This window comes from Mesorhizobium sp. P2_B5 (genome assembly GCF_056404775.1).
On sequence record NZ_JBFUDJ010000012.1, the window covers coordinates 1 to 24,935 of the forward strand.

Annotated in this window: 26 protein-coding genes and 2 pseudogenes; 10 read left to right on the top strand and 18 right to left on the bottom strand. The window is 60.9% G+C overall.

Features of this window, described 5'->3' with window-relative positions; translation table 11 throughout:
* Positions 1-111, top strand: a pseudogene (locus AC1D1N_RS27185) (IS5/IS1182 family transposase); the annotation flags it as partial.
* A gap of 180 nt (positions 112-291) precedes the next feature.
* Here the strand turns inward: AC1D1N_RS27185 and AC1D1N_RS27190 are convergent.
* The gene (locus AC1D1N_RS27190; protein ID WP_477352174.1) at positions 292-954 is read right to left on the bottom strand and encodes a LexA family transcriptional regulator; all 663 of its coding nucleotides are present in this window, start codon (positions 952-954) and stop codon (positions 292-294) included.
* A 531-nt stretch (positions 955-1,485) separates the two neighbouring features.
* Here AC1D1N_RS27190 and AC1D1N_RS27195 point away from each other — a divergent pair.
* Positions 1,486-2,178, top strand: coding sequence for a GcrA cell cycle regulator (locus tag AC1D1N_RS27195; RefSeq protein WP_477352176.1), 693 nt, complete (start codon positions 1,486-1,488; stop codon positions 2,176-2,178).
* A 295-nt stretch (positions 2,179-2,473) separates the two neighbouring features.
* Complete coding sequence (locus tag AC1D1N_RS27200) at positions 2,474-3,073, top strand: DUF6456 domain-containing protein (protein WP_477352178.1); 600 nt, start codon at positions 2,474-2,476, stop codon at positions 3,071-3,073.
* Positions 3,074-3,134: 61 nt separating this feature from the next.
* Here the strand turns inward: AC1D1N_RS27200 and AC1D1N_RS27205 are convergent, their stop codons facing one another.
* A complete protein-coding gene (locus AC1D1N_RS27205; protein ID WP_477352180.1) occupies positions 3,135-3,455 on the bottom strand; it encodes a hypothetical protein in 321 nt (106 codons plus the stop codon).
* A 552-nt stretch (positions 3,456-4,007) separates the two neighbouring features.
* Positions 4,008-5,288: a DUF763 domain-containing protein gene (locus AC1D1N_RS27210; protein ID WP_477352182.1), complete on the bottom strand. Its 1,281-nt coding sequence runs from the start codon at positions 5,286-5,288 to the stop codon at positions 4,008-4,010.
* A gap of 182 nt (positions 5,289-5,470) precedes the next feature.
* Between AC1D1N_RS27210 and AC1D1N_RS27215 the strand changes: the two genes are divergently transcribed.
* The gene (locus AC1D1N_RS27215) at positions 5,471-5,647 is read left to right on the top strand and encodes a hypothetical protein (protein WP_477352184.1); all 177 of its coding nucleotides are present in this window, start codon (positions 5,471-5,473) and stop codon (positions 5,645-5,647) included.
* Positions 5,648-5,697: 50 nt separating this feature from the next.
* On the opposite strand, the gene AC1D1N_RS27220 is transcribed toward AC1D1N_RS27215, so the two are convergent.
* The 5 genes from AC1D1N_RS27220 to AC1D1N_RS27240 all read right to left on the bottom strand — a co-directional run bounded on the left by AC1D1N_RS27220 (position 5,698) and on the right by AC1D1N_RS27240 (position 11,975).
* Complete coding sequence (locus AC1D1N_RS27220; protein WP_477352185.1) at positions 5,698-7,647, bottom strand: GAP1-N1 domain-containing protein; 1,950 nt, start codon at positions 7,645-7,647, stop codon at positions 5,698-5,700.
* A gap of 2 nt (positions 7,648-7,649) precedes the next feature.
* On the bottom strand, positions 7,650-8,546 hold the full coding sequence (locus AC1D1N_RS27225) for a TRAFAC clade GTPase domain-containing protein (protein ID WP_477352187.1): 897 nt from the start codon (positions 8,544-8,546) through the stop codon (positions 7,650-7,652).
* Positions 8,547-8,548: 2 nt separating this feature from the next.
* The gene (locus AC1D1N_RS27230; RefSeq protein WP_477352189.1) at positions 8,549-9,463 is read right to left on the bottom strand and encodes a TRAFAC clade GTPase domain-containing protein; all 915 of its coding nucleotides are present in this window, start codon (positions 9,461-9,463) and stop codon (positions 8,549-8,551) included.
* 119 nt (positions 9,464-9,582) lie between these two features.
* Complete coding sequence (locus AC1D1N_RS27235) at positions 9,583-10,668, bottom strand: GTPase-associated system all-helical protein GASH (protein WP_477352191.1); 1,086 nt, start codon at positions 10,666-10,668, stop codon at positions 9,583-9,585.
* Positions 10,668-11,975, bottom strand: coding sequence for a metallophosphoesterase (locus tag AC1D1N_RS27240; RefSeq protein ID WP_477352193.1), 1,308 nt, complete (start codon positions 11,973-11,975; stop codon positions 10,668-10,670). Before AC1D1N_RS27240 ends, AC1D1N_RS27235 begins: the two co-directional genes overlap by 1 nt.
* Positions 11,976-12,222: 247 nt before the next feature.
* Here AC1D1N_RS27240 and AC1D1N_RS27245 point away from each other — a divergent pair, with 247 nt between their 5' ends.
* The gene (locus AC1D1N_RS27245) at positions 12,223-13,104 is read left to right on the top strand and encodes a transglutaminase family protein (RefSeq protein ID WP_477352195.1); all 882 of its coding nucleotides are present in this window, start codon (positions 12,223-12,225) and stop codon (positions 13,102-13,104) included.
* A gap of 196 nt (positions 13,105-13,300) precedes the next feature.
* Here the strand turns inward: AC1D1N_RS27245 and AC1D1N_RS27250 are convergent, their stop codons facing one another.
* Together AC1D1N_RS27250 and AC1D1N_RS27255 are read right to left on the bottom strand one after the other, a co-directional pair.
* Positions 13,301-15,256: an acyltransferase family protein gene (locus tag AC1D1N_RS27250; protein ID WP_477352196.1), complete on the bottom strand. Its 1,956-nt coding sequence runs from the start codon at positions 15,254-15,256 to the stop codon at positions 13,301-13,303.
* Positions 15,257-15,574: 318 nt separating this feature from the next.
* Positions 15,575-15,796 (bottom strand): alkylphosphonate utilization protein, encoded by a 222-nt coding sequence (locus AC1D1N_RS27255; protein WP_112567164.1) that lies wholly within the window; start codon positions 15,794-15,796, stop codon positions 15,575-15,577.
* A gap of 188 nt (positions 15,797-15,984) precedes the next feature.
* On the opposite strand from AC1D1N_RS27255, the gene AC1D1N_RS27260 reads away from it, so the two are divergent.
* Positions 15,985-16,338, top strand: a complete 354-nt coding sequence (locus tag AC1D1N_RS27260) for a cupin domain-containing protein (protein WP_477352198.1) — start codon at positions 15,985-15,987, stop codon at positions 16,336-16,338.
* A gap of 78 nt (positions 16,339-16,416) precedes the next feature.
* On the opposite strand, the gene AC1D1N_RS27265 is transcribed toward AC1D1N_RS27260, so the two are convergent.
* Entirely contained in the window at positions 16,417-16,656 is a 240-nt protein-coding gene (locus AC1D1N_RS27265) for a hypothetical protein (RefSeq protein WP_477352200.1), read from the bottom strand.
* 169 nt (positions 16,657-16,825) lie between these two features.
* Here AC1D1N_RS27265 and AC1D1N_RS27270 point away from each other — a divergent pair, with 169 nt between their 5' ends.
* The 3 genes from AC1D1N_RS27270 (at position 16,826) to AC1D1N_RS27280 (ending at position 17,847) form a co-directional block, all read left to right on the top strand.
* On the top strand, positions 16,826-16,999 hold the full coding sequence (locus AC1D1N_RS27270) for a hypothetical protein (protein WP_162712445.1): 174 nt from the start codon (positions 16,826-16,828) through the stop codon (positions 16,997-16,999).
* A gap of 48 nt (positions 17,000-17,047) precedes the next feature.
* Positions 17,048-17,530: a pyridoxamine 5'-phosphate oxidase family protein gene (locus AC1D1N_RS27275; RefSeq protein ID WP_477352202.1), complete on the top strand. Its 483-nt coding sequence runs from the start codon at positions 17,048-17,050 to the stop codon at positions 17,528-17,530.
* An 86-nt stretch (positions 17,531-17,616) separates the two neighbouring features.
* Entirely contained in the window at positions 17,617-17,847 is a 231-nt protein-coding gene (locus tag AC1D1N_RS27280) for a hypothetical protein (RefSeq protein ID WP_436259267.1), read from the top strand.
* A 519-nt stretch (positions 17,848-18,366) separates the two neighbouring features.
* Here the strand turns inward: AC1D1N_RS27280 and AC1D1N_RS27285 are convergent.
* Positions 18,367-18,645 carry a hypothetical protein gene (locus AC1D1N_RS27285; protein ID WP_436259268.1) on the bottom strand — a complete coding sequence of 93 codons (279 nt, stop codon included), beginning with the start codon at positions 18,643-18,645 and terminating at the stop codon, positions 18,367-18,369.
* Between the two features lie 87 nt (positions 18,646-18,732).
* Here AC1D1N_RS27285 and AC1D1N_RS27290 point away from each other — a divergent pair.
* Positions 18,733-18,915 (top strand): annotated as a pseudogene (locus AC1D1N_RS27290) (alpha/beta fold hydrolase); the annotation flags it as partial.
* An 81-nt stretch (positions 18,916-18,996) separates the two neighbouring features.
* Here AC1D1N_RS27290 and AC1D1N_RS27295 read toward each other — a convergent pair.
* From AC1D1N_RS27295 to AC1D1N_RS27320, 6 genes are all read right to left on the bottom strand, one after another.
* On the bottom strand, positions 18,997-19,380 hold the full coding sequence (locus AC1D1N_RS27295) for a response regulator (protein WP_477352204.1): 384 nt from the start codon (positions 19,378-19,380) through the stop codon (positions 18,997-18,999).
* On the bottom strand, positions 19,373-20,425 hold the full coding sequence (locus tag AC1D1N_RS27300; protein WP_477352206.1) for an HWE histidine kinase domain-containing protein: 1,053 nt from the start codon (positions 20,423-20,425) through the stop codon (positions 19,373-19,375). Before AC1D1N_RS27300 ends, AC1D1N_RS27295 begins: the two co-directional genes overlap by 8 nt.
* Positions 20,426-20,507: 82 nt before the next feature.
* On the bottom strand, positions 20,508-21,578 hold the full coding sequence (locus AC1D1N_RS27305; protein WP_436259271.1) for a sensor histidine kinase: 1,071 nt from the start codon (positions 21,576-21,578) through the stop codon (positions 20,508-20,510).
* A gap of 784 nt (positions 21,579-22,362) precedes the next feature.
* Entirely contained in the window at positions 22,363-23,193 is an 831-nt protein-coding gene (locus AC1D1N_RS27310) for a metal ABC transporter permease (RefSeq protein WP_352560725.1), read from the bottom strand.
* Entirely contained in the window at positions 23,177-23,971 is a 795-nt protein-coding gene (locus AC1D1N_RS27315) for a metal ABC transporter ATP-binding protein (protein WP_477352208.1), read from the bottom strand. The genes AC1D1N_RS27310 and AC1D1N_RS27315 overlap by 17 nt, the downstream gene beginning before the upstream one ends.
* Before the next feature lie 26 nt (positions 23,972-23,997).
* The gene (locus tag AC1D1N_RS27320) at positions 23,998-24,879 is read right to left on the bottom strand and encodes a metal ABC transporter solute-binding protein, Zn/Mn family (protein ID WP_477352210.1); all 882 of its coding nucleotides are present in this window, start codon (positions 24,877-24,879) and stop codon (positions 23,998-24,000) included.
* Between the last annotated feature and the right edge of the window lie 56 nt (positions 24,880-24,935).

Below are 24,935 nucleotides of genomic sequence, written 5' to 3' on the forward strand. Positions count from 1 at the left end.
CGCATGCGACTTTGCGCCATCCGCTATCGCGGCCTGGCCAAGGCGGCAGGACAGGTCCTCATCGCGGCCATGGCCTTCAACATGCGCCGCTGGGTAACGCTGGCCACCTGAGCCTGGGTCGCACTGCGCCCGAAACCCACCGAATACGCCAACTCCTACCCTATCCGGCCGCAAACCCGCGCCGGAAAGCACCTCGATGCGCCCCTGCCGTCTCTCCAGGCATCCAAAGCCCGATAACGCAACAGGCCCGCAAGGAGGGAGATTAGCTGTATGGCCGCCGGCGCCCGCGCCTCACATATCGATCATCGAGCGCTTCACCCGGCCGATGATGGTGATGGCGCCTTCGAGCGCTGGCGGCGGGATGTCCATGTAGGAGGCCGGCTGGAAGGGCGGGTTCTCGTTGGGGCGATAGCGCTTGTAGGTGGCCTGGCCGCTTTCGTCCGAAATGACGTAGCAGCCATTGGTCACCAGCCGCTTGTCGCGCAGGTTGACGAAGATGATCGAATCCGGCGGCGATATCTTGTTCATCGACGGGCCATCGACGCGCAGCGCAATCCACTGGCCCTGCTCGAGATCGGTGGTGGGGATGGTCGGATAGTCGCTGAGATTGACCACCATGTCCTGGCTGCCGAGTTCGCCGGCGCTGATCCACGAGACGATGGGCACGTCGACCGTGGCCAGCGACGGCATCGGGATCTGCCGGCCCGCCTCGTCAAAGCGGAAATGGCCGCCCGCAAGGCTGCCGCCCTCACCGTTGAACAGCAGCCAGCCGGGGTCGACGCCGAACAGGCGGCCGTATTTCTCCGCCGCCTTGCGCGACAGCGGCCGGTTGCCGTTCTCGTGGCTGATCAGCGTGTTCTTGTTGATGTCGCGCAATGCCCGCGCGGCGTCGCTCGGCGAGGCATAACCCGCCTCCGCCCGTGCCTGCTGCAATCTGTGCCTCGGTTCCTGCATCGTACAAATTGCCTGAAAACTATCGTCCAATACGTACGATTTCGCTTGCGTACGTTTCGTACATATCGTACGCTTAGCGCATGATCAAACAAACCGCAAGCGTTTCCGCAGGCATCGTCAGCTTTCTCCCATCGTCCGGGCCGTCCTCCTCCCGGTCCGGACGCAAACCGGGGCTTCTGCCCCGGATCCGGTCGGCCTCCCCCTGTCGATCGGAACGGCCGGAGCCGCTCCTCTCCCGGCTCCGGCCACCTTTTTGCCCGATGGCGCCGCCGGTGCGCCAAGGGCTGCTTCCGGCGGGCAGGGCATCTCCTGTATCCGCACGGAAGACGGCACTGTCATCCTGTTTGACCGGCTGACGGGGAGGGCGGTTTCCGCCCTCACCAAAGCGGCAGCGGAAGCTGCATTGCGGCATCTCGTAGGCTCCCTGCCGGCCGCCAGCACCGCCTGACAATACCAAACCCGACGTTCTGAACCTTTGCCTTGGCCCTGAGGCCGAGCGCCTGCCTTTTTGCGCAAATCAATGGATCCGACATGACTGCCTATACCGAGACCGAATTGCAGGAGATTGCCGGCTGGCTCAGGGATGGCCTGTCGGCGGCCAGGATCGCCATCCGCTTCACGGCGCAGCGCGGCAGCCCGGTCTCGCGCAACGCCATCATCGGCATCGTCCACCGCAACAGCGCGCTGAAGACCATCGGCTTTGCCAATCCCGAGGGCGGCCGGTCCGGCGGCCGACCCAGGAAGAATGCGGCAAGGGCGAGTGCGGCCAACGAGAACACCGCGGGGAAGAATCCGCCGGTGCAGCCGAACAAGCCCGTAAGGCAGCCAGACGTTTCGAAGCAGGCAGCACCAACCGCGCCGGTCGCCAAACCGGCCCCTCAGTCACCGGCCAAGCCACTATCGCCGCCTCGGCCGGCACGCTCGATCCCGGACGAGGGGCGACTGGTGGTCGACGGCGAAATCTACCGCTTCAAGATCCCGGCGCCGCGCCCCGCCGCCATCGGTCGCCAGCCGCATGTCGCCGCCATGCGCTTCATCGATTGCCTGTTCGACCGCTGCCGCGCGCCGCTCGACCTGACGCTGGAGGAGGACCTCGAAAATGATGAGCCAGGCAGCCGGCCGGGATCGGACATGCTGTGCTGCGGCCTGCGCACAAGCGCGCTGAAAAGCTACTGCGAATATCACCAGGCGCGCTTCCACCGGGCTGTGGTGGAGGTGGTGTAGACACCAGTTTCGGCGAGGGCTGATCGCCAGGCATCGGCTCCGGTGCGCTGGCGAAGCGATGAGCAGTGACAGGTCGGCGGGACAGCGCCCCCCTCTGTCCTGCCGGACATCTCCCCCACTTGGGGGGAGATCGGATGTCGCCGCCGCTTTCGCCAATCGCCAACGTTGCAAAAAGGCGCCGCCGCGGAAACTGCCAATCTCCCCCCTCGTGGGGGAGATGTCCGGCAGGACAGAGGGGGGCGCGAAGGAACGCCAACCTTTCCAGCTCAACAATCCACCCCACAAGGATCACCCGATGAGCAAAAAAACCGCGCAGAAAGCAAAGCCCCCAAAACTGCCCAAAGACGAAGCCGAGCAGGTGCGCATTCGTCGCGAGATCGGCCATGATTTCGCGCTGACGGATGATCGCTTCGGCCGCAAGCGGCTCAGCGTCGGCACCGAGGAGGCGCGGCGCGTCTACGAGGTTTCCAATGGCGGCTACACCGCGACCGGTGGTGTCGTGCGGCTGCGCAATGTCGATCCGCTCGTCGGCATCACCTCGCTGACGCGCCAGCAGCGCGAGGCCGGCCAGCGCTTTCGCGATGATTTCGAGCGCGCCTCACGCGAGGGGCTGCGGCCGATGCCGTGGGAAGAGCGCGTCGACGGCGGCCGCATCAATGGCGGCATGCCCGATCGCGTGCTCAACGCCGGCCGCGCCCATGCTGGCGCCAATGCCGCATTGGCGCATTGGGAACTGGCCGACGCCGTGCGCCAGATCTGCCTCGACGGCCAGTCGGTGAAGTCGCTCGCCGAGCGCACCGGCGAGGGACGCGATGTGGTGGTGAAGCTGCTGAAGGTCGGGCTCGACCTGCTGGCCGTGCATTACGGGATGATGCTGATGCGCAAGCCGCGATAAGGCCGGCGCAAGAAATCGGCCGGCCGACAGATGCCGGCCGGACCGGTTCACGCTATCGGGATCACCGCTCGCAAACGCGGATTTCCTCAACGATCCTGTGGTGATGGCGCCAATGCTTGACCAGCTCTATGTGGCAGCGGCGATGATGCCTGTGGTACCTGTGATACCGGTGATACCTGTAGCTGTTATCGTAGGCATCATACTGATAATAGGGCCGAGGTGCGTAGCGATCGCGGTAATAGTCGCGATATCCGTCATTGTAATAATCGTCATAGTAGCCGTTACCGATGCCGATCACGACGCGCCCGCCGGCATTCGCCGGGGCAATCATCGCCGCCGCTGCGGAGATGGCGATAATCGAAGCAAGCAGGAGCTTTCTCATGGCTGCCTCCTGTTCAAGGTTGATCTAATATAACCCCCGGGGCGCGACCTCGTTCCATAGTTACGAGATGTGACAACCCCCTGCGCGTGGTGCATACGCGATGAGGGTAGCCACCGTCGCCACCTGTCAGCATCATCCTCCCTTTTTTGATCCGTTCGCCACGCCTGTTGAAGGGCGCAGCGTGAAGGGTATGAAAACAGGCGCTTGGAGCAATTCAGTGAATCAAGTCCTGAGCCGGAAGGTGCCTACAGGAGCATTTACACAAGGGTAGCGCCGCCCCTCATCCGCCTGCTGTCCCCTTCTCCCCGTATAGTGACGGGGAGAAGGGGACAGCCGCGACCTCGGCGCCCTTTCTGCGACGTTGGTGATTGGCGAAAGCGGCGAGGACAGCATCTTTCTCCCCGTCACTATACGGGGAGTTGAGGAATGGTCCGCGAAGCGGACGAAAAGCCAACTGCTTGGCTTTTCGAATGACGAATGTCCGGCAGGACAATGAGGGGCGGCGCTGACAAACGATCCTTGTCAATGCGTCAGGCCGATTCAGCGTGCGTGCTAGGCACCCTTCTTCAGCGGCTTCCGCACTTCACCATCCTCCGGCGCCTTCTCCCACCCGAACACGCTGCGTCCGCCAAGCAGATGCGACTGGTCGAACTCGCCGGCGACGATCTCCTTCAGGCTTGGCCCGGTGACGTAGCGCTCCAGCCGCCGCGCTTCGCCATCCAGCCGCTGCAGCGCGCCGAGCTCTTCGTTGCGGCCGAGCTTGGCCTTGCCGACGGCCGATTTCAGCACCGCGATCGTCTCGTCATACACTTTCAGCGGCACCGGGAAGGGGTGCCGGTCCTTGCCGCCATGGGCGAGCGAGAAGCGCGCCGGATCGGAGAAGCGGCAAGGCGCGCCATGCACCACCTCCGCCACCATGGCCAGCGCTCGCACGGTGCGCGCACCGACGCCCGGCACCAGCAGCAGTTCGGGAAAATCCGCCGGCCCGCTTTCGATGGCGGCGGAAATGTTGCCGTGCAGCCGGTGCATGACGATGTCGCTCTCGCGCACGTCATGATGCGCCGGCATTACGAGGTTGGGCAGCATCGGCTGAGCCGCGGGTTTCGCAGGCGGTGCTTTCGGCGGCGGCTCCAGCACGGCAAGCTCGTCCAGGATCCGCTCCGGGCTCATGGTCTTCAACAGGTCGAGCTGGCCGGTCCGCGACGGCTCGGCGCGATGGTCGGTGAGGTTGACGATCTCGCCCTGGGCCTCGCCCTCGATCGCTGCATGCGGCTGGTCGACGAAGCTGGTCAGCCCTTCCGACAGCCAGTGGTAGCGGCGCGCCTGGCGGCTGTCGCCGTTCATGCCTTGCTGCACCACCACCCAGCGGCTGTCGTCGGTGACGATGAAGCCGTGCAGATAGAGGTCGAAGCCGTCCTGCACGGCCGCACTGTCCACCTTGGCGACCAGGCGGCTGGCGGTGGCGAGGGCTGCGCCATCGATGCCGACACGTTCGCCGATCGCCGTCAGTTCCTGCGGCGTCTTGCGTGAATGCGCGCCGCGCCCGCCGCAGACATGGATGCCGAGCTCACGCGACATCGGGTTCAGCCCCCGCTTCAAAGCGCCGACGACCGAGGTGGTGATGCCCGAGGAGTGCCAGTCCATGCCCATGACGGCGCCGAAGGACTGGAACCAGAACGGATGCGCCAGCCGCCGCAACAGCTCGTCGCGGCCATAATGATGGATGATCGCCTCGCACAGCACCGCACCCAGCCGCGTCATGCGGTCGCCCAGCCATTTCGGAACCCGCCCGCCATGCAGCGGCAGGTCCGCACTGCCGCTTCGCTGCGTCAAAGTCTTGTTCTCCGTGGCTAGGTGCGCACCGGCTGCGCGCCTGAGATCTAGATGGCATCTGAGTGAAGATTTGCAAGCGTGGTAGGCGCAGTCCTTTTCGCTCGGCTGTCCCCCGCTGGCACCCGTCCTTGCGATCCCACCAAAACCGTTTGAATATGCGCGTCGCCGCTTGGGGGAGCCACGTGGCGCACATCGCTGTGGTCACGCATGAATATGACCGGTTCCAGATCCACCAGGGCCAGCCGGTGCTGCTCGACGCCAACCCGACGCCCGGCCGCCCGAGAAGCGTGCGCTCCATGCTGGTGGAGGCGGCGGCGAATCTGGCTTATGGGTTTGAGGGGATGATGGGGAGGCGATGAGGGGCGGAGGCGCTCCCGCCGCGAGGCGGGATAGAGGCTGGCGAGCCGCGCTACCAACCTCGAAACGGGTTCCAAGTGCTTATCCTTTCGGATTGCTTCGTAACCCGTGTCTCGAACACGACATCCTGGTCGCTACGCAGCAATCCGAAGGTTTGAATTTCGTGTCGGCCCAGCCGCGACTCTCGATGCATGTTTCCGACGGCGAGCAACAATCTGCGTCGAATATCCCAGTTATCCCAACTGAGATCTGGAAGGTTCTTGCGAAGCAGATCGATAGACCGGTCTGGCAACAAGCTGCTGGAAGCGGCCCTTAGAAGGTCTGAGATGCCGAATGCGACAAGAGTTACGCTTGCTGGGCTCGAAGATTTCATCGCTAAGACGAAAAGAAAGGCCTGAAGCTCTAGTCGGGCTGCAGACCGAACATCGTCTGTGATATGCGACAGTGCATTGGCGAATAGTTTAGCTACCTCATTGCCATGGTCGGGTATTGGATACTCCATGAGTCGAACAATGCGGGCCATGTCAGAAGTCGTTACAAGTCTTTCGACAATGCCGCAATTTAGTATTTCTTCAGACCGAGCATGTAATGCCTGAGGCCAAGACGAGTCGAGCTTTTCATTTTCATCCGCCCAAAGAACCGCGTCGAACATCTCGTTGGGGTAGAGATCGAATAGCTCCAGCGCGTCTGAGGATGGTCGCTGCGCGATCGATCGTAGTATCGTGGAACGCGTATCGAGCCAATCTGTGTCAGAATATAAGGTAACTAGTTCGGCGGGAGTAAAATACTCTAGCGCACGGGGTGCTATGAGATCAGGGCGGACCCGGAGAATCTTTGCTCGTACTGAGTTTGGAAGTTCCGCATTGTGAACGATGCTTTCATCGGCGGATGCATAGAGCGCACGCTCAATGGGGGCCGATCGATTCGCAAGCGATTTGCCTTGCGAGCCATAGACCCAACCAACGGTTGCCATTTCGCTAGGCGAGCCAGAAAGTCGCGCTTCGATCTCGTCGTCGGTGGCAAGTTCGGTAAGACCGTCAAAGTCCGCGAGCAATCTGATCAACGCACTCGTCGATACGGCCGGACAAATTGCGAGCCCTGGGGATCCTACGCCGAGAATATCGCGTTTAAGCGTCTTGGCGTCAGCTGGATCACGGAAGGTTTCAAATACCGAAATCGCCCAATCGTACGGGAACTGCTTGATATGCCCTGACGCTAAATTCTGATGGAGCTTCACGAGTGTCTGATAACGTTTGCGAGGCTCCTGGAGATCGCCGCCATATCGCCAAAGGAATCGCCGAAGAGGAGTTATTGTGCCAGTACACGCATCGGCAACTGCGGCCGAGAGCCATGATAGCTCGCCGCGCCCAGCTATCTCTGGGATTTGCTCGCTGCGCGTGAAAGAGAGGTCATACTTCTCGGCGACACGTGTGTGCGGGTTGCTCCGTGCGGTTCTAAAGCTGAAGTTGGATCGAAGGCGCGGCCATTGCTGGGACCAGATCGCCATGATTGCTACTTCAAGTTCCTCTTCCTCGAAGTTGACACTCAGAGGCGAATTCCTACCGTGGTAATAGGAGTCCATTATCAGTCGGATCGGTCCACTACTGGAGGGCTTTCTCTGAGAAAAACTCTCCATCACGTGCAAAGGTGACTCGAACGCCTGCGTGCTGGCGTTGTCGGGCTTTCGAAAAAGCTGCAACAACGGCGCAAGATCCGCTAGAGACACAAGTAGCCTCGAACTGATAATGAGAACGTGGCTCCATACGCAACCTGGTCGAGGCATTTCCGGGGCGGACCAGGTCCGAACTAAGGCGTAGTGCCGAGACTCGCGCAACAACAAACCTGTTAGGTAACTATCGGCGCCTTGCATGGTGACGCCTGTTGCCAGGTCGCTCGCCGCGGCCAAATCGTACGTATCGCGCGACGGGAGTCGCACGGAGGCAGCCAATTGGCGATGGCCGTCCGAATACCCGAACAGGGCCTGATCGACTTTGTTACCCACGGTTACCCACGCTTTTCATCGGTCGCAGTTCCGCTCAACCACGCGAGGGGATCAGTTAGATCGTGTTTTTCGGCCCCAAAGCCTTCGACCCTGATTCTTGTACTCGCTTTTGCAACCTTCAATAGCTTGTCCCTGTCGTTAGCCGCCGCGGTTGGAATTTCTTTGTTTGGAACACGCCCTCCCTGAGCCGAAATGCCATAGACGCGAAAGCTGATCCAATCATTCGCCCGAAGGAATTGATCTAGAAGGGGCATTTTCTCCTCCAACCAAGCCTCGGGACTGACATTTCTGACTAAGTCCCAAGCCGAAATGATGACCGCGATCTTCTGTAATCTTCTGGGGAATGGGGGGGCGACGAATGTCTGAAGAAGATCGACAATCTGAACCTGTTGGGGCGCCTTGGCGGCATCCCACGCCACCTCCCTCGTTTTTGCCGGCTCGTGCTGATCTGTTCCAAGTTCGGGGAACTCTCCAAGCATCTTCAGTATCGTCAGCGAGTCTTCTTTCCGATTGGCGCTCACGAAGAGAAGGATGCCGTCTGTCGCCTCGATGAGTTCGCCGAAACTAGCTTGGCATGTCCTGGTTGCGAAGCAGCGCTCATAACTTTCGCCAGATAGGTCGGTAAATTCGAGAGCAGTCTCTCCTCCGCCAACTTCATCGACAAGATTGATGCGAATGAGTTCTGATCTTTCGGTGTTGGTGCGGCCGATCTCCCAACCTTCCGCCCAAGTTTTAGCTATCTCTTCGAGGTACCGAAATTCACCACGGTGTTTGCCTTTCTTCAATTTTGTGGGCACATCCCGGCTATCCAAAATGTGCCACAGAGCGGCAGCAAATGTGGTCTTGCCGGAGCCCTGTAGGCCAACGACAAGATGACGGTGCGTGATCTGTGTGGCCATAGTCAATCCCGCCAAACCCAATACGTATCGAGCTTGTCAATTTCCCGGGCAGCCGAACGCAGCGCGCGGGGCGCGATATCGGGAAGCGGACCAGGTTCCATCCATCTCTTCAACAGCTCAGCGATTCCAATCAACCCCATACTTGGGTGCGCTTTCGGCATGGCGCAAATGCGATGCGATGATAGGTTGAAGGAAGCGCTCTTCATTTCGGCGGCGATTTGCCACTCGATCTCGTTTACGAAGTCAGCAACATCCTTGGCTATCCGCTTGTCGACAGTCTTCACCAAGTCAATCTTTGTCAGAAGCGTCTCCACGCTGTGAGCGTGTTCCAAGGCGCCGTTGTCATTCAGAGCGTGTATCATCTGCTTGAAATGTCTGATGTAGACGTGTCGTTCCTCGGGGTTGCATAATTTCTTGCCGTCCAGCACGAACGCGACCCGATCCGCCTGTTTCAGTTCCGTCAATTCACCAACTAGCGTGGTGTCTTCGCGCGCAGCGGAAAATATCTCTCCAGATCTATCGGAAATCACGAGTTGCCCGAGCTCGCCTATTGGGTCGCGAAGTGAGAGATGAAAATAATAGACCGGATCGTCGCGACTTGTCCTCGGCGTTGCGGGAACAAAGGATTCGGACGTTGTCCTAGCGCGGTGAAACCGCTTGTCAAATCCGATTAAGGTTCGGCTTCCCGCGAAACGAAAGTTTCCAACTGGGCCTTCGCAAAACGCTCCGTACAGAGCGGCGAGAAGCGTCGTCTTCCCTGCGTCATGTTCACCAACAAGCGAAACAATCTGTGGAGCAGCGCCGGCAAGCAACTCGTTCAGTTGTTTTTGAGTCATCGCATCGGACGATGCGACGGTCCACTCGTCGTCCGATTCTTTTGGGTTTTCCACTGCGGCAGATTGATCAGCCTCTGCCACTGTCTCCTCGTCCAGCTCAGTAAAATTCGGGCAGGACTCCAAGGGGTCTCGATGGAGTTCGCAAACTCCAGTTGTTGGTGCTTTGCATGTTGGTTGCGAGCAAGTGCGCGCCACAATGGTCACTGCGCTATGACCCTTCCGAGCAAGATCCTTTCTCGAAAGGTCTGCAATGCCAAGTCAACGGACCTAATTTCGACCTCCGGCTCAAGCCCAGTTTGACGCTTGTACGAGGTGTGCCATTCGTTCTTCCCATTGGCCTTGGCGAATGACAGAGCAGTGTGGACCGGAAATATGCCTCCAACCACTGGCGATACTCCATGGACTAACGAATCCAGTTCTGTCGGTTCCAGAGCGTCGATAGCCGAATGTAACGACAACAGCGAAGAAGCCGACTCTCCAATAGACCGACGCAGTATCGCAGCTACTCCGTATGGGCCTGGAGGCTGTCGTATGAAGGCCCCGGTGTCCGCTCCGACAATCAGTGGGCGCGCATTTGCGTTGATTTCCGACAATGGCTTTTCTACCGCTTTTCCCCAGCCGCCGATGTGCCACCAGAGAAGATCGATTTCTTCGGCAAGGCGGTCTTGGCGCCGATTTGCAGCCGCCAATGCAGCCGCCACGCTAGATGCGAAATCTGTGCCATTCGAATAAAACTCGTCCATGATGCCTTCGATGGTTTGGCTCAGATGCTCGCCGGCAAGCTCAGATTTTATCGCGGCGTAATCTTCGGACCAGTCAGATTGTTCGGGAAAAGTGACATCGAGCTTAGGTGGGGTCGGACCGGCGACGGCTAGATTCGCCAGCGCGTCCGCGGCGAACCGAGGCAGTTCGACATCTACACATCTCCTAACCCCCGCGAACGTTGTGGCGAGGACCGTGGTGGCCGTCGACACTCCACCATCGCTGGTGGCGATCAGATCCCTCAGCACAATTGCGGCAAGGCGTCCCGCCTCAACATTGTCCTGCTGCATTACAAACTGCGCATCGGCTGCGGCGACGATCTCGGCAAACCAAGCGCTGTCAACCAGACTTTGTGGCAGCGAGAATGCAAGTTCGCAAAGCTTGTAGACGCGATCGCTGCTGGCAATCGCCTTTCGCAGTTCGGCGTGCGCTGCCTCTCTCATCGCGATGATGGGTCGGTCGGCGTTTGGTAACAGATTGCGATAGGATTCTATGAAACTGAACGGCGCCGATCCTTGACTCATCAAATGCCCTTTCCGGGGGATTCCGCCGCCGTCAAAGCAGCATCCAATTCTTTTAATTTGCCTTTTTCGTCCGACCGTCGAACCGCGGCAACAGCAATCTGGTAGTCTTTCAACTTGTCGTCACCAGGGTCAGTCAAGCCCAATTCTTCGATCACGGCACGCTGCTCCGCCACCTTCAGCCTGAACATCTTCAACGTCACCGTCCGGATGTCCGGAACTGTCCTTTGAGGCATTGATGCAGAACTATTTTCGCTACTCGACGCTGGAACTGCCACGACCGCCTCCGATGACAAGGCTGCCGGAGGATACCATATGGGCAGCTTGAAAGTACTTTTCCATGTCGGTTCGCCTTCATCATTAGGCAAAGCAAGGAAGCGATTTGCCGCATACATCCTCACCGAGATCTCCACCTCGAGATTTCGATCGGCACCTTTTCCATCCACGCGGACATCGATCCAATTGTATCCAGGATGCCAACCTGGCTCGTCTCGATCGGGCTGAAGTGCGCCAGCCTTGATCCTAACAAAGCGTTTTGTCGGCTCCACGCGGACGTCGTGCTCATGACCGAACACATGTATTTGCGCCATCTTCTCGATGCGATCCTTGAAGTCACGGCCGTTGCGGAGCCATTCGAACGGATGATGACACGCCACAAGGTGCACAACGCCTTTCTCCCGCTCAATTTGCGCCGCGGCAGGATCGATGAACATCACGTTCGCCGCGTCGTCGTCGTTGCTGACCAAGACGGAATTGAACCCCCACAATCGCAATATCGAGTTGTCATTCAGCGTTAGGTCGCGAGAAGCGAACGGCAACGACTTCTCATTATTTTCCCGATAGGGACCTAGATCGCATAGGAATTGAGCGGCAAACCGATTATAATTTTCGATCGGTTCGAAGAACGTCTTCGCGGATCGTTCGTCATGCATATATGCCGAAAGCCTGTCGTTTAGCGTCGGCCCTTTTAGCATCCGAAGCTGTTCTCTTGCAGATACGTCTACAGGCGCCTTTGCAGCATCTCGGTTGAAGTCATGATTTCCTGGGATGACAAAAATGTTTCTAAAGTCACATCCGGCGGCTGGGCATAGCTTTTCTTCCAGCCATTGCTTGGCAAAGTCGTATTCCTTTTTCTTCCCCGCGAACGCTATATCGCCGGACAGCAAAATTGCATCGGCGCTGCAGCCTTTTTTTTCTCGTTGGGATTCAACATCGTCGATGATGTCGTCTCTCAGGCCCTTATTTGGATCGTCGGGTTGGCCGACATGCTTTTCTTTGAAATGGATGTCGGAAACGTGGATCAGCATCATCTTTTTATTTTCCCCCGCCCGACATGCATATCAGCGACGCCCTTTGGCGCGCAACAATCTGTTTTCCGGTTTGCGCCTTTGGTCATGTCGACGTAGCGGGCCTTGGGGAAGGCGCCCGCGCCATCCTTTCGCGACCCCGAAGGCTTGCATCGAAAACAGTTCGCGAAGGCCCCCAAACCCGCCCCATCGGCTGCACCCCCAAAACACTATATGATCGCGCCCCAGGCCAATTTGCCGACGAGCTCCGATGCCGATTTTTTCAGTCAAGCACACGACCGTCTATCGCTATCGCCGGCCCGTGAGCTTTGGCGAGCATCGGGTGATGTGTCGGCCGCGCGACAGTTTCGATCAGCGGCTGCTGGACCATGCTTTGTCCGTGGACCCCGAACCCAAGGCGGTTGGCTGGATCCATGACGTTTTTGGCAATTGCGTTGCGGTGATCGATTTCGAGGGTTCGGCCAAGGAACTCCGTTTCGCCACGGACATCCGGCTCGATCACACGCCGCAGCATGCGCCCGATTTCCGCATCGATGAGACCGCGCTGATTTATCCATTCTCCTACGATCCCGACGAGGCGGCCGACCTTGCTCAGACCATGGAGCGCCATCATCTCGACGACGGCGACGAGGTCGGCAAATGGGCGCGACAGTTCGTCAGTGCCACGGGACACACCGAGACCGGCAAATTGCTGATGACGCTCTGCTACGCCATCCACGAGAGCTTCGTCTATTCCCGGCGGGTCGAAACCGGGACGCAGCCGCCGCTGATGACCTTGCATCTGCGCAAAGGCACATGCCGGGACTTTGCGCTTTTCATGATGGAGGCAGTTCGCTCGCTCGGCTTTGCTGCCCGCTTCGTGACCGGCTACGTCTATGTGCCGAGCCGCGACAGTGCGGATGTGCGCGGCGGAGGCTCGACACATGCCTGGTGCCAGGTCTACCTGCCTGGCGCCGGTTGGGTCGAGTTCGATCCCACCAATGGCATTGTCGGCAACCGGGATCTGATTAGGGTGGCCGTCGCCAGGCATCCTCAACAAGCCATACCGCTTTCTGGAAGCTACTCCGGCAGCGCCTCGAGTTACCTGGGGATGACCGTTGAGGTGAAGGTGACGAAGGAAACCGGCGCATAGGCTCCCTCGGCATGGGTTTCTCCAGCATGGCGTTCGGCCGCCGACAGGCGGGAGCCGGGTGAAAGGTGCTCCAGCCTGGAAGCACCTCTCACCCGCATTTGCCCCGATCCGGGAGGGGACGGATCGGAGCAATGTGACCTCTCCCTTATGCAGAAAGGTCAGGCCGCCAGCGCCCCCGCTGTTCCCATCTAACCCCCTAAAACAGCGCCTTCTCCACCACCGGCTCCAGCGATTCCGCAAACGGCGTCGCCAGATGGTGGCGGTCGCGGTAGGCGAGTTTGCCGTTGATGAAGGCGTGACAGGTGTGCTGGTCGCAGAACTGGTTGGTCAGGTCGATGTAGCTGGCGCCGGGCACGGCGCGCACGATGTCGCGCTCTATCGCCGCGCCGGCGTCGTTGGCGGCCTCGGCCCGTTTCTGGTCGCACAGCGACGGCGTCTGCCCGCGCCACAGCGCACGCGCCACGCAGGTGTCGACATGGTCGTCGTTGAACGGCACGTCGCGGATGAAGGCGACCTTCAGTCCGGCCTGGCTGAACGCTTCCAGCGTCGCGCGCAGGCCGGCGCGCGCATCGGCATCCCGGCTTTCGGGCATCTGCATGCCGACCGACATCTTGCGCAAACTCGACTGCGCGATCTCCGAGATCACCACCAGGCTCGGCCGCGCGGCGATGATCTGCCTGATCGATCGCTCGCGCCACTGATCGCACTCGGTGTAGTCGCGTTTCAGCTTGCTCACCCAGACCGTCATCCGCGAGGCCCGGCAGGACGATTTGAGCCAGGTGACGACCTTGGTGTCGTTTTTCTCGGCCGCCTCGATCAGCGGCGTCGACCAGTGGTCGGCATGCGAGTCGCCGAACAGCGCGATGGTGCGCCCAGCGGTCCTGGTCCCGAACATGCAAGGTTTTGGCGTCACCGTCTCATAGCTGAGAACGCAGCCGGCCTCGCGGGCAGTGGAGGGGCGCGCCGCGCTGGCGGCGATGCTGCGCTGCTGCGGATCGAGATCGTGGACGACCAGCCTGGCATTGGCGTAGGCGGCTGCGACGCCGGTGCCGGTGAGGAGGAGAGCCGGCACCAGCGCCCGCGCCGCATTGGCCATCAGCCAGCCGTTGCGGCGGATCGGGTTCTCGATGACATGGTAGGTAAACAGCGACAGCGCCAGCGTCAGCGCCATGCAGCCGAGCCGCTGCAGCGGTGAAAGCTCGGGCACCAGCGTCGCGGCATAGACGATCACCGGCCAGTGCCAGAGATAGAGCGAGTAGGAGAGCTTGCCGACCCACTGCAGGGGCGGCAGCGCCAGGACGGCGCTGGGGCCATTCCTGACCTCATTGTTCACGCCCTTGCCCGCTCCCGCCAGCAGCAACAGCACGGTGCCGGCCACCGGCATCAGCGCCATGAAGCCGGGGAAGGGGGCGTCCTCGTTAAAGCTGAGATAGGCGCCGCCGATGAACGCCAGGCCGAGCCATGCCAGCGGCGCGGCGAGAAGCGGGCGGTCCTGCCAGAATTTTTGCGGCACCATGGTCGCCAGCCCGCCGGCGGCGAATTCCCAGGCGCGCAGCGGCGAGAAATAGAAGGCCCAGGGCTGCGCCATGGTGGTGAGCCAGGCACAGACGGCGAACGAGATGAGGCCGGCAATGCCGATCACCAGGATCGCGCCGCGCTTGCCGGGGCGCAGCCATGCCGCCAGCACAAGCAGCGCCGGCCAGGCGAGATAGAATTGTTCCTCCACCGACAGCGACCAGAAATGGATGAACGGGTTGCTGGTCGCATCCGCCGCGAAATAGTCGAACGACCAGCGGATCAGCCAAAGATTGATCATGTAGGCCGAGGCGTACATGGCGCCCTTGGAATAGAGCGACTGTTCCTCCGGCGCCAGGATGAAGGCGCCGGCCACCAGCGTGGCAAGGATGACGAACAGCGACGCCGGCAACAGCCGCCTGGCGCGCCTGGCGTAGAAGCGCCACAGGTCCAGCCGTCCGGTCTCGGTGATTTCGGCGAGCAGATGGCGGGTGATCAGATAACCCGAGATGACGAAGAAGATGTCGACGCCGGCAAAGCCGCCGGGCAGGCCGGTGAGGCCGAAATGGAAGGCGATGACACCGGCAACCGCCAGTGCGCGCAATCCTTCGATATCGGGCCGGAACGATGCTGGCACGGTGAAACCTCGTCCTGTCGCATGATCCCGGAGCAAAGTCCGCCTGGCCGAGATGCCGGAACATCTGGCCGGGGATCACACGTGCTGCAGCGTCCCTGCGCGCCGGGATGGACGCGTGGGGCCGTAGCCGTTGACAGCCCGCCCGATGCAAAGACTCGACCCTGCAGGCCGATATCGCAATGCAACAAATCTAACGCAGTGCAACATAAGTGGAGGTTAACTCTCTTCTCCCCGTTCACGCGGAGAGGGGACGCTCTTACCCCGCGTCTGCAATCTCCGACATTCGGGGTCGGCACCCGCCTCGCCTCTCCCTTGTAATCACGCCTTCTTCAAAAACTCCGTTTTCAGCACCAGGCCCTTGACCTGCCTGGTGTTGCATTCGATCTCACCAGGATTGCCGGTGAGGCGGACGTTCTTCACCAGCGTGCCGCGCTTGATCGTCTCCGATGTGCCCTTCACCTTGAGATCCTTGATCAGGGTGACGGAATCGCCCTCGTTCAACTGGGTGCCGTTGCTGTCTCTAACGATCGCGTCTGTCATAGTGAGCCTTTCCTGCTGCTGGTTTTCGCGCAGCCGCACGCTTCGCCTATCCCGCCGATGCCGGCCCGGTCAAGCGTGGCAGGCTATGGCCGCGCCGGGGCGCCCACCGCAACCGCCCCCGCGTTGCCCTTGTCATGAGCATCGGCTATTTCACCGCCAGCCAATGCAGGCGCAAACGGAGCCCGACCATGACCAACACCACCATCCTCAAATTCGGCGCTGTCGAGCATGCCGATGGCGAAGACTTGCCGGGCTGGATCGCGGTCGAGGGCAGGCCGACCATGCAGACCGCCGTCCACCACACCACCGCCGACGGCACGGTGATGTCGGGCACCTGGCGGGCCTCGCCCGGCACCTACCACGCCACCTATACCGACTACGAGTTCGTGCACATGATCGCCGGCCGCATCATCATCACGCCGGATGGCGGCACGCCGGTCGAGGTCGGTCCGGGCGATGCGTTTGTGGTCGAAGCCGATTTCAAGGGCACCTGGCAGATCCTCGAGCCGGTGACCAAGCACTTCGTCGTCAGGGCTTCCTGATCGACCGTCGTCAGGGTTGCCTGATCGACTCTTCGTCAAGCTTGCTTGATCGACGCCAATATCACAGATCGGCGCGCTTCATCGCGCCGGTTTGTCGCGCGTCCTCTGCGGAATGCATTGCGGCGCCGATCTGCCGACGATCCTGTTGATTATGGCTTCATCGGCATCTTCATGGCCGGTCAGTTCGCGCAGCAGATCCCTTGCATGCTGGATCCAATACCGCTCGACGATCAGCCCTTCGGCGACCGAGAGCCTGAACGCACTTCTGACAATGTCGAAGTCGTGCGCGGATATGAAGGGTGCTGTGTTGTCTTCCATCGTATGGCTCCCGCAGGGCGGGAGTACGATGTACACTCTCAAGCACCGGTGCCCGTGACATGGCCGGCGACACCGGCATTATACGCCCTGGCAAAACATTAGCGAGTCATTCCGGTCGAGACGGAACCGATCGCCATCCCCGACGGTTGTGTCGCAGGAAGGCGGCCGCATGCCCCTCACGGTTCGAGCCACACTCTGCGAAATCCGCGACGACCTCCATGCCTTGCGCAAGACGGTGGCCGCGCGCGGCCAGATCGAGACGATCCAGGCCATCGATGCGCTGATCGGCGTCGCCGAGTCGGAGGCGGTCCGCGCCATTCGGCGCATCGATCTCGGGGCCTGATTTTCAACGCAGGGATTTCAACGCACACGATTATCGACGGGAAGAACAATGGACATCAGGGAGATGACGCAGCAGGAATGCACCACCATGCTGAAGTCGGCCAGGCTCGGCCGGCTGGCCTGCGTCCGCGACAACCGGCCTTACGTGGTGCCGATCCACTTTGCCTTCGGCGACAATTTCATCTTCAGCTTCTCGCTGCCGGGCAAGAAGGTCGAATGGATGCGAGAGAACCCGAATGTCTGCCTGCAGGTCGACGATGTCGGCACCGTTCATGGCTGGAAGAGCGTTGTCGTCGACGGCCTGTTCGAGGACCTGCCCAAACCGCCCGCGCTCGACGCCACGATCCCCGCCAGGGATCAGCAGATCCCTGCATCCAATCACGACCGGGACTTTGCCTGGTCGCTGCTGCAGAAGCACTCTAATTGGTGGGAGCCGGGCGCGTTGAAACCCGGCGAGCAGGCCGGTTCGGGCAGCCATCTGTTCTACCAGATCAGGATCGAGGCGATCTCGGGGCGACAGGCGTATCGCTAGGCGCGCCGCCCGACAGGTCGACGGGGGCACCGCTCGTCGGTGGAGGCCATTGCAGGATTGGAACGTCTTGGCGCTCGAGCGCGTTTATGTCCATCAGGGAGTATCAAAAACAAATGGCCATTCACACGGATTACCGAACGAATAGAGCCGACTATGCGATTGCAGCAAAGCCGAAGCCGACTGGCGCTGCTGTTGCCGCCGAAGCAAAAAAGAAGGCGGTGCGACTTAATGATCAGCTTAACGATCAGCGTTCCGCCAGGCTGTCAGCAAATCCATCGGATACATCGGACAAGCCCAAGCCCCGGCCGCGCGGTTGATTTCGGCGCCCAACGCCGCCGTCTTAATATTGTCCCCCAGTACCGAAGCTTTGCGGATCGAGCGGCGCGTTTCCACGATCCGACCGAATTGAGGCACCGCCTTGCGAAGCGGCGTTTTGCGGGCAGGGCCGTCTCCTCCTGGAACACGACAGGAATTCCAGGCGCAAAAAAACCCGCGTCCGGAGGGGGTCGGGAGGCGGGTTCTTTAACGACCAAGCGCTTTGGGACGCTCGATGTACCTATCAACGCATCAGTAAGGCGTTTGTTCCCTTGGAAGACAGTTAGTCGATAATCTGCACAAACTCCTTGGTGGGCTTCGCCTTCGCGGGACTGGCGAGCCCTTGGCGCTAACTCTGGCCAACGCCTATCATTCCACGTCGCCTAAACGCGGCGTCACCAAAGATCGGCAATTTCGAGAGTCAGGAGGACACAAAAAGCCCACGCCTCCGGCGGAGGACGCGGGCCGATCAAGCGGCGTGCGGGAACCAAAGGCTCCGGACTGGGCGATGATCTTTGTTGTCAGTACCAGCGTCCGCGGCCGTAAAAGCCGCCGCCACCGAGTAACAGAACAATAAGAACGATGACGAGAATTGTGGTGATATCCATATTTCGTCTCCTATGCGCGGCGCCAACGTTCGGCGTATGCCGCTCTTGCCTGACCAGTGACTTGTGCCTGCCGTAAACCGGGTGGCCTAACGCAAACCAAAAAAGCTCATTATCGCCAGCACAATAACGACGGCTCCGACCAACCAAATAATGCTGTTCATGACGGCCCGCCTTTTTCTTGAGCTGCAGCAAAACAATTGCCGCTCAATACCAACGGCCGCGCGGCGTTCTTGTTCCAAAGGGCGGAACCTCCGGCCGCGGCCAAGGTTTAGCTACTTGATGTTCGAAGGTTTCCGGCTCGAGACAATCCAGCTGCCCGAGGCGACGCTTCGGGTCCGGCACGGCGGTGCGGGACCGCCGGTTTTGCTTCTGCATGGCCACCCGCGGACGCATGCCACCTGGCACCGTGTCGCCCCGCCTCTCGCCGAAAACCATACGGTGGCTTGTCCTGATTCCAGAGGCGCTCGCGGCAGAAATCCTGGCCTTCCTGAGTTCCACCTAGCTCTGAACGCCAGACAGCCGGCCAAACAGTTGCTCCCGTATTCAGGGAGCAAGAAGGTGGTCGAGTTTTGCGGTCAGTTCGTCAAAGCTGAACGGCTTGCGAAGCACGGCGCGGCTGCTGAAGCCTTCGCGCATGTCGCGATCGTTGTTGCCGGTCGAGTAGATGAACGGCACGCCATGCTCGGCAAGCGCGTCGGCTACCGTGTGGCTGTCGTCGCCATCCAGATTCATGTCCAGCATGGCGGCGTCGAAGACCTGCGCCTCGATCAGCGCGATTGCCTTTTCGATCGTGGCGGCTGAGGTCACGGATTCGCAGCCAAGGTCGCCCAGCATGTCCTCGATCATCATCAGGACCAGAATTTCATCCTCGACAACGAGGAGGCGACGGCCAGAAAGAAGTTTATCTCCAGACAGCAGTTTATCCATCGCGTGATCCCGGTACCGGAATGTTCATCGTGCAAATCAACCCATCCGGACGATAGTCGAGTTGCACAGTGCCTTCGAGTTCGTGGGTCAGGCCGCGCTCGATCACACGCGAGCCGAACCCTTTTCGCAGCGGCTGCGCAACCGGCGGCCCGTCCTTCTCTCGCCAGGAAAGGACCAGCAATCGGCCATCGGGCGTCGGCTCGATCGTCCAGTCGATCCGGATCGAACCCTTGTCATTGGAAAACGCGCCGTATTTCACCGCGTTGGTTGCGAGTTCGTTGAAGGCGATGCCAAGCGCCAGGGCCGCCTTGGTCGAAAGGCGAATATTCTCGCCTGAAATCACCAGGCGCTCCGCCTGCCCGTCACTGACCCCGAACGGTTCCAGGGCATCGTGCAGCACGTCAAGCAGCCCGGCGCTGTGCCAATTTTCACGGGTCAGCAAATTATGCGACCGGGAGAGTGCAAACAGCCTGGACTCGACGGCTTCGCGGATCGCCCGCGGGTCGGAATTGGCGCGCGACGCCTGCCAGACGATCGACTGAACCGTTGCGAGCGTGTTCTTGACGCGGTGGTTCAGCTCTTCGATCAGCATTTTGGACTGCGCCTGCTCCTCCTTGTGTTTGGTCAGATCGACGAAGGAGGTAAAATACTGGACGATGGCGCCGCTCTTATCCCGCACAGGACTGGCGAAAAGCCCCGCCCAGAATTCGCTGCCGTCCTTGCGCCGGTAGAGGATTTCCGTGCCCGCCTCCGCGTTGGCTTCGAACTCGAGCTTTATGCGCTTCAGCGCCCCGGCGTCGCTGGCGTCGGCCATCAGGAAATTCAAGGACTGACCAAGGACTTCTTCCCTGGCGTATCCGGTCAAGGCGAGGAAGGCGTCATTGGCAAAAATGATCGGATTGCCGGGTTCCTTTGCATCGGTGAAAACCATCGCCATTCGTGTCGTCTCGGCGGCAACCACGAACGGGCCGAGGTCGTCGTGAAAGCCATCGACCTCGGCTTCGGCATCTTTCTGCTCTTCGGACTTGGCAACTATCTGCGACATATCGACTATCGATCCCGCGCCTTAGTGTAATCCAATCTGATGGCGAAGCGTGTCCAGGCTCTCGCGGCAGGATGGATTCACGCTACGCCGCGCGCGGTATCCGCGAGGTGAATGTCGCCCTGGTCACCGACACGCTGGTGCCGTTGGAGTCGCTGACGACGTCCACCCGGGCTTCAAGCTGCTTGACCAGCGCTTCGACGATGGCTGTTCCCAGGCCCACGCTCGACACGTCGTTGGCGAGTTTGCCGGCGCCATTGTCCGAGACCGTCAGTTTCCAGTCGCTGCCGTTGGTCTCCCAGGACACCTGGATCAGCGCTGCCGCCTTCTCCCGGGGGAAGGCATATTTGATCGCATTGAGAACGAGTTCGGTGACGATCAGGCCGAGGCTCACCGCCTTCTGCGAATCGATTCTGCCGCCTTGCGCTGTGACGTTGACGGCGATCGGCTGAGCATCGCCGACCATCGACGAGGCCAGGCTGCTGCACAGTTTCGGCAGATAGGAGCCGACATCGATTTCGTCGAGACCGGCCTCGGTGTGGAGATGACGCTGCACTTCGGCGACCGACAGCACGCGCTGATGGGCGTCCTTGAGGTGCTGGCGGGTTTCCTCGGAGGTGACGGATCGCGCCTTCAGCAACAGGATGCTGGCGATGATCTGCAGGCTGTTGGCAACCCGGTGCTCCATCTCGCGCAGCAGCACATCCTTCTGCCGAAGCAATTCTTCGGTGCGGCCGAGAAGCTCTGCTTTTTCCTTCTCGATGACGCGGCGCGCCGTTATGTCGTTGAAGGCAAGCAGGATGGTGATGGCCGAACTGTGGTCGTAGAGGACTTTCCGCGCGTTGAGCAGCATCGTGCGTCGGCCGATATTGGGGAAATCATAATCGACCTCGAAGCCGTCCATGGCGGTCTTCTCGGGGATGATCGTCTCCAGCAACAGACGCAGGGCGGGAATATCCCATTGGCCGTCGCCGAGCGCATAAAGCAAGGCGCCGTGCGTCTGTTCTGGGTCGACCTTGAAGGTCTGATAGAAGGAGCGGCTGGCCGCCAGCACATGAAACTTTTCGTCGAGCACGAGGAAGGGCTCGACAATCGTATTGACGATCGCCTGCGCCAGCGTCTGCGCGTCCTCGATATTCGCGATGGGGTGGAACAAGGCTCAAAGCCGATCTGGAGGCGCACCGCCTCCGCTCAACCTCTTCTCTTACACCATTGCCAGGCAGGAGTCGCGAATTGAATCGATCCGGCCGGTGCCGACGCGATGTTGTGATTTCCTTGCGCAGTCGCCAGCGTCCCCCTCATCCCGTCGGGAAGAGGAGGACGTAGCAAAGCGAATATCGGTTAAGGGGCGTCACCTCGTTCGCTTCGAACCGATGCGGATCGGAAAGCTGAGACGATGGCGTTCGGCGGTGCTTTGTCGATGAGGTCGCCCGTCAAGATCGCCGCACCGCTGCCGGGCGACCTTGCCGATTGTCAGCCAAGAGCGAGCGGCGCACTCCGAGAGTGCATGCCGCCCGTCCGGCGCCGGGCCGTCAATGCTGTTGTAACGAAACCCCCCAGCCCCGTCTCAACCGCCACGGCCATGGCGTGACCCATGGCTTGGTATACGCATGCACCCCCGCGGTCTGTCAACGCCCGCCCAGAGGGATGCCTGGAGGTCGATTTTGTACCTCCCGGCTGGCTTTCCGGGCAAGTGCATGGAGGCCATCTGTCACGACAAAATCGTTGTAAGTGGCGGTTTTCCGGGCTTTCCCGCGGCTCGGGAGCGGCGACGCCGGCGTCACTTCCGTCGCGATCTAGGCGCTTGAATCGATTTGCCTTTCCCGGCTGAAACGTTTCAGGAGGCTGGTTTTCAACCTGACTTTTTTTGGGTGTAATTCCCCAACGTCCGTTTTGGGCTTTGCAAGCCGGTCTGGCCGATCCGCCGCCCGGCATTGCAATCAGGGATTGCCGTCGGCCAATCGCGCCTCCGGTGCGGCCGTCGAGCGCCGCGCCATGCCGCTGATGACATAGGCGGCAGCGCCCAGCGCCGTGATCCAGAAGCTGGTCGGCCAGTCGGTCAGGAAGGCGAGCGACAGGCTGATCCAGGCAATGACGACGGCAAGCGCGATCGAGGCCAGCACGCCGGCGGCGACGCCGCTGGTCAGCCTGAGCGCGGTGGCGGCGGGCGCCACCATCAGCGCGAAGACCAGCAGCACGCCGACGATCTGCACCGCCTCGGAGGTGGCGACGGCGACCAGCACCATGAACAGGGTCGAGACCAGGGTGATCGGCACGCCGCGCGCTTCGGCGAGTTCCGGCTGCAGGCTGGCGAACAGCAGCGGCCGGGCGATCAGCACCAAAGCGGCGAGGATTGCCACCGCCAGCACCGCCAGCACGATGACGGTGCGCAGGCTGATGCCCAGCACATTGCCGAACAGCACGTTGGTCGCCTGCGAGGCGAAGGCGGTGTAGAAATGCAGAAACAGCAAGCCGAGACCCAGCGACAGCGTCAAAACGATGCCGATGGCGACGTCGCGATGCGCGCGTTCCCCGAGCAGTCCGATACCGATGCCGGCAGCGATCGTGAACACGGTGAGACCCAGAAACGGCGACAGCCCGATCAGGCCGGCACCGGTGGCGCCGGGAAAGCCGACATGGGAGAGCGCATGGCCGGCGAAGGTCTGGCCCCTGAGCACGAGGAAATAGCCGACTGCGCCCGAAACGATGCCGACAATGGTGCAGGCATAGAAGGCGTTGCGCATGAATTCATAGTCAAAGATCGTGGACATGCGCCCCGCTTTCCAGTTCGACATCGTCGGCCATGACGAAGATGCGGCCGGCGACGCGCACCACATTGATGTGGGTACCGTAGAGCCTCGACAGCACCGGTCCGCTGATGACCTCGTCGACGGAGCCGATCGCGGCCTTGCCATTGCCGAGATAGAGCACGCGGTCGACAGCGCGCAGCAGCGGGTTGATCTCGTGCGAGCAGAACAGCACCGCTATGCCCAGCCGCTCGCCGATCTCGTGCACCAGCTCGATGATCGCGCGCTGATGCGCCGCGTCGAGGCTGATCAGCGGCTCGTCGAGCAGGAGCAGTTGCGGATCGCCGATCAGCGATTGCGCGATCAGGACGCGCTGGCGCTCGCCGCCGGAAAGCTCGGCCAGCGGCCGCCGCGCGAGATCGGTGGCGCCGATTGCTTCCAGCGCCTTCCAGGCGGCTTCCTTCTCGGCGCTGGACGGGATCGGCCAGCCCCAGCGATGCCCGCCGGCAGCACTCAGCACGAAGTCGAAGCCGCTGATGCCGACATCGCCAAGCGCGCGCCGCGCCTGCGGCATATAGCCGATTGCGGCATTGCCGCGCGTCGGCGGTTTGCCGAGCACCGAGATGGCACCGCCGGCCGGCTTTATCAGGCCGAGTATGGCGCGCAGCATCGTCGTCTTGCCGGCGCCATTGGCGCCGAGCAGGCCGATAAAAGCGCCTTGCGGAATCGAAAAGGAGACGTCGGATAAAACCCGGCGTCCCCCATAGGTCAGCGTGACCTTGTCGAATTCAATTGCGTTCATTTAGTCACGTTTATTGGCAGTCATGTTCATTGTGTGCGGGCTGCGAGCGCCTTCTGGACCGCGTCGATCTGGCCGCCGAACCAGGTCTGGATCGTCTGTCCCGCCGGTTCCGTCTCGGTGACGCCGATGACGGTGACTTTGTTCTGTTTTGCGATGTCGAGCAACCTTGTCGTGGCCTCGTCGGTCACCTGCGAATTGTAGAACAGGATCTTGGCCGAGCCGTCCTTCAGGCTGTTCTCGAATGCCGCCACCTGGGTGGCGCTCGGCTCCGCATCGTTCATCAAGGCCACCTGGAAATCATAGTTGAGCATCTTGAGGCCGAGCGCTTCCGCCATGTAGCCGAAGACAGGCTCGGTGGCGGTCACCTCGGTGCCGGCGTAGGTCTTCTTGACGTCGGCGATTTCCTTGTCAATGGCCTCGAGCGAGGTCTGGAATGCCTTCAGGTTCGCCTCGTAATGCACGGCATTGGTCGGATCGCGCTTGGCAAGATCGGCGCTCAGCGCCTTGGCGATGGCCGGCAGCGTCGCCGGGTCATACCAAAGATGCGGATTGTCGCCTGACTTCTTGCCGATCAGGTCGGCGGCAACGATGGTCGTGCGGTCTTTGCTGGTCGAGGCTGACAGCAGCTTGTCCATCCATGGATCGTAGTCGGCGCCGTTGTAGATGACGATCTTGGCGTCGGCGATGGTGCGCGCCGTCGACGGGCTGGTCTCGAACAGATGCGGATCGTCATCGGGATTGGCCAGGATGCTGGTGACCGTGACATCGCTGCCGCCGATCTGGCGGGCGAGGTCGCCATAGAAATTCTCGGCCGCCACGATGGTCAGCTTGTCTTCAGCGCGGGCGGCCGTGCCGGTCAAAAGCGGCACCGCAACCAGCAGCGCGGCGAAAAAGGGAAGGGATCGCATCCGTGGTCTCCTTGCAGTCTGGAAGGCCCGTCGCCGGAGAGGCGGCGCCGTGTAAC

What these genes read in the sequence shown, in the direction of transcription:
- AC1D1N_RS27225 (WP_477352187.1), bottom strand. Translation starts at nt 8,546, where the DNA reads ATGGCCACACAGATCACGCACCGTCATCTTGTCGTTGGCCTACAGGGC.
- AC1D1N_RS27245 (WP_477352195.1), top strand. Translation starts at nt 12,223, where the DNA reads ATGCCGATTTTTTCAGTCAAGCACACGACCGTCTATCGCTATCGCCGG.
- AC1D1N_RS27195 (WP_477352176.1), top strand. Translation starts at nt 1,486, where the DNA reads ATGACTGCCTATACCGAGACCGAATTGCAGGAGATTGCCGGCTGGCTC.
- AC1D1N_RS27265 (WP_477352200.1), bottom strand. Translation starts at nt 16,656, where the DNA reads ATGGAAGACAACACAGCACCCTTCATATCCGCGCACGACTTCGACATT.
- AC1D1N_RS27200 (WP_477352178.1), top strand. Translation starts at nt 2,474, where the DNA reads ATGAGCAAAAAAACCGCGCAGAAAGCAAAGCCCCCAAAACTGCCCAAA.
- AC1D1N_RS27315 (WP_477352208.1), bottom strand. Translation starts at nt 23,971, where the DNA reads ATGAACGCAATTGAATTCGACAAGGTCACGCTGACCTATGGGGGACGC.
- AC1D1N_RS27260 (WP_477352198.1), top strand. Translation starts at nt 15,985, where the DNA reads ATGACCAACACCACCATCCTCAAATTCGGCGCTGTCGAGCATGCCGAT.
- AC1D1N_RS27205 (WP_477352180.1), bottom strand. Translation starts at nt 3,455, where the DNA reads ATGAGAAAGCTCCTGCTTGCTTCGATTATCGCCATCTCCGCAGCGGCG.
- AC1D1N_RS27300 (WP_477352206.1), bottom strand. Translation starts at nt 20,425, where the DNA reads ATGTCGCAGATAGTTGCCAAGTCCGAAGAGCAGAAAGATGCCGAAGCC.
- AC1D1N_RS27310 (WP_352560725.1), bottom strand. Translation starts at nt 23,193, where the DNA reads ATGTCCACGATCTTTGACTATGAATTCATGCGCAACGCCTTCTATGCC.
- AC1D1N_RS27190 (WP_477352174.1), bottom strand. Translation starts at nt 954, where the DNA reads ATGCAGGAACCGAGGCACAGATTGCAGCAGGCACGGGCGGAGGCGGGT.
- AC1D1N_RS27255 (WP_112567164.1), bottom strand. Translation starts at nt 15,796, where the DNA reads ATGACAGACGCGATCGTTAGAGACAGCAACGGCACCCAGTTGAACGAG.
- AC1D1N_RS27270 (WP_162712445.1), top strand. Translation starts at nt 16,826, where the DNA reads ATGCCCCTCACGGTTCGAGCCACACTCTGCGAAATCCGCGACGACCTC.
- AC1D1N_RS27235 (WP_477352191.1), bottom strand. Translation starts at nt 10,668, where the DNA reads ATGAGTCAAGGATCGGCGCCGTTCAGTTTCATAGAATCCTATCGCAAT.
- AC1D1N_RS27280 (WP_436259267.1), top strand. Translation starts at nt 17,617, where the DNA reads ATGTCCATCAGGGAGTATCAAAAACAAATGGCCATTCACACGGATTAC.
- AC1D1N_RS27295 (WP_477352204.1), bottom strand. Translation starts at nt 19,380, where the DNA reads ATGGATAAACTGCTGTCTGGAGATAAACTTCTTTCTGGCCGTCGCCTC.
- AC1D1N_RS27240 (WP_477352193.1), bottom strand. Translation starts at nt 11,975, where the DNA reads ATGATGCTGATCCACGTTTCCGACATCCATTTCAAAGAAAAGCATGTC.
- AC1D1N_RS27275 (WP_477352202.1), top strand. Translation starts at nt 17,048, where the DNA reads ATGGACATCAGGGAGATGACGCAGCAGGAATGCACCACCATGCTGAAG.
- AC1D1N_RS27320 (WP_477352210.1), bottom strand. Translation starts at nt 24,879, where the DNA reads ATGCGATCCCTTCCCTTTTTCGCCGCGCTGCTGGTTGCGGTGCCGCTT.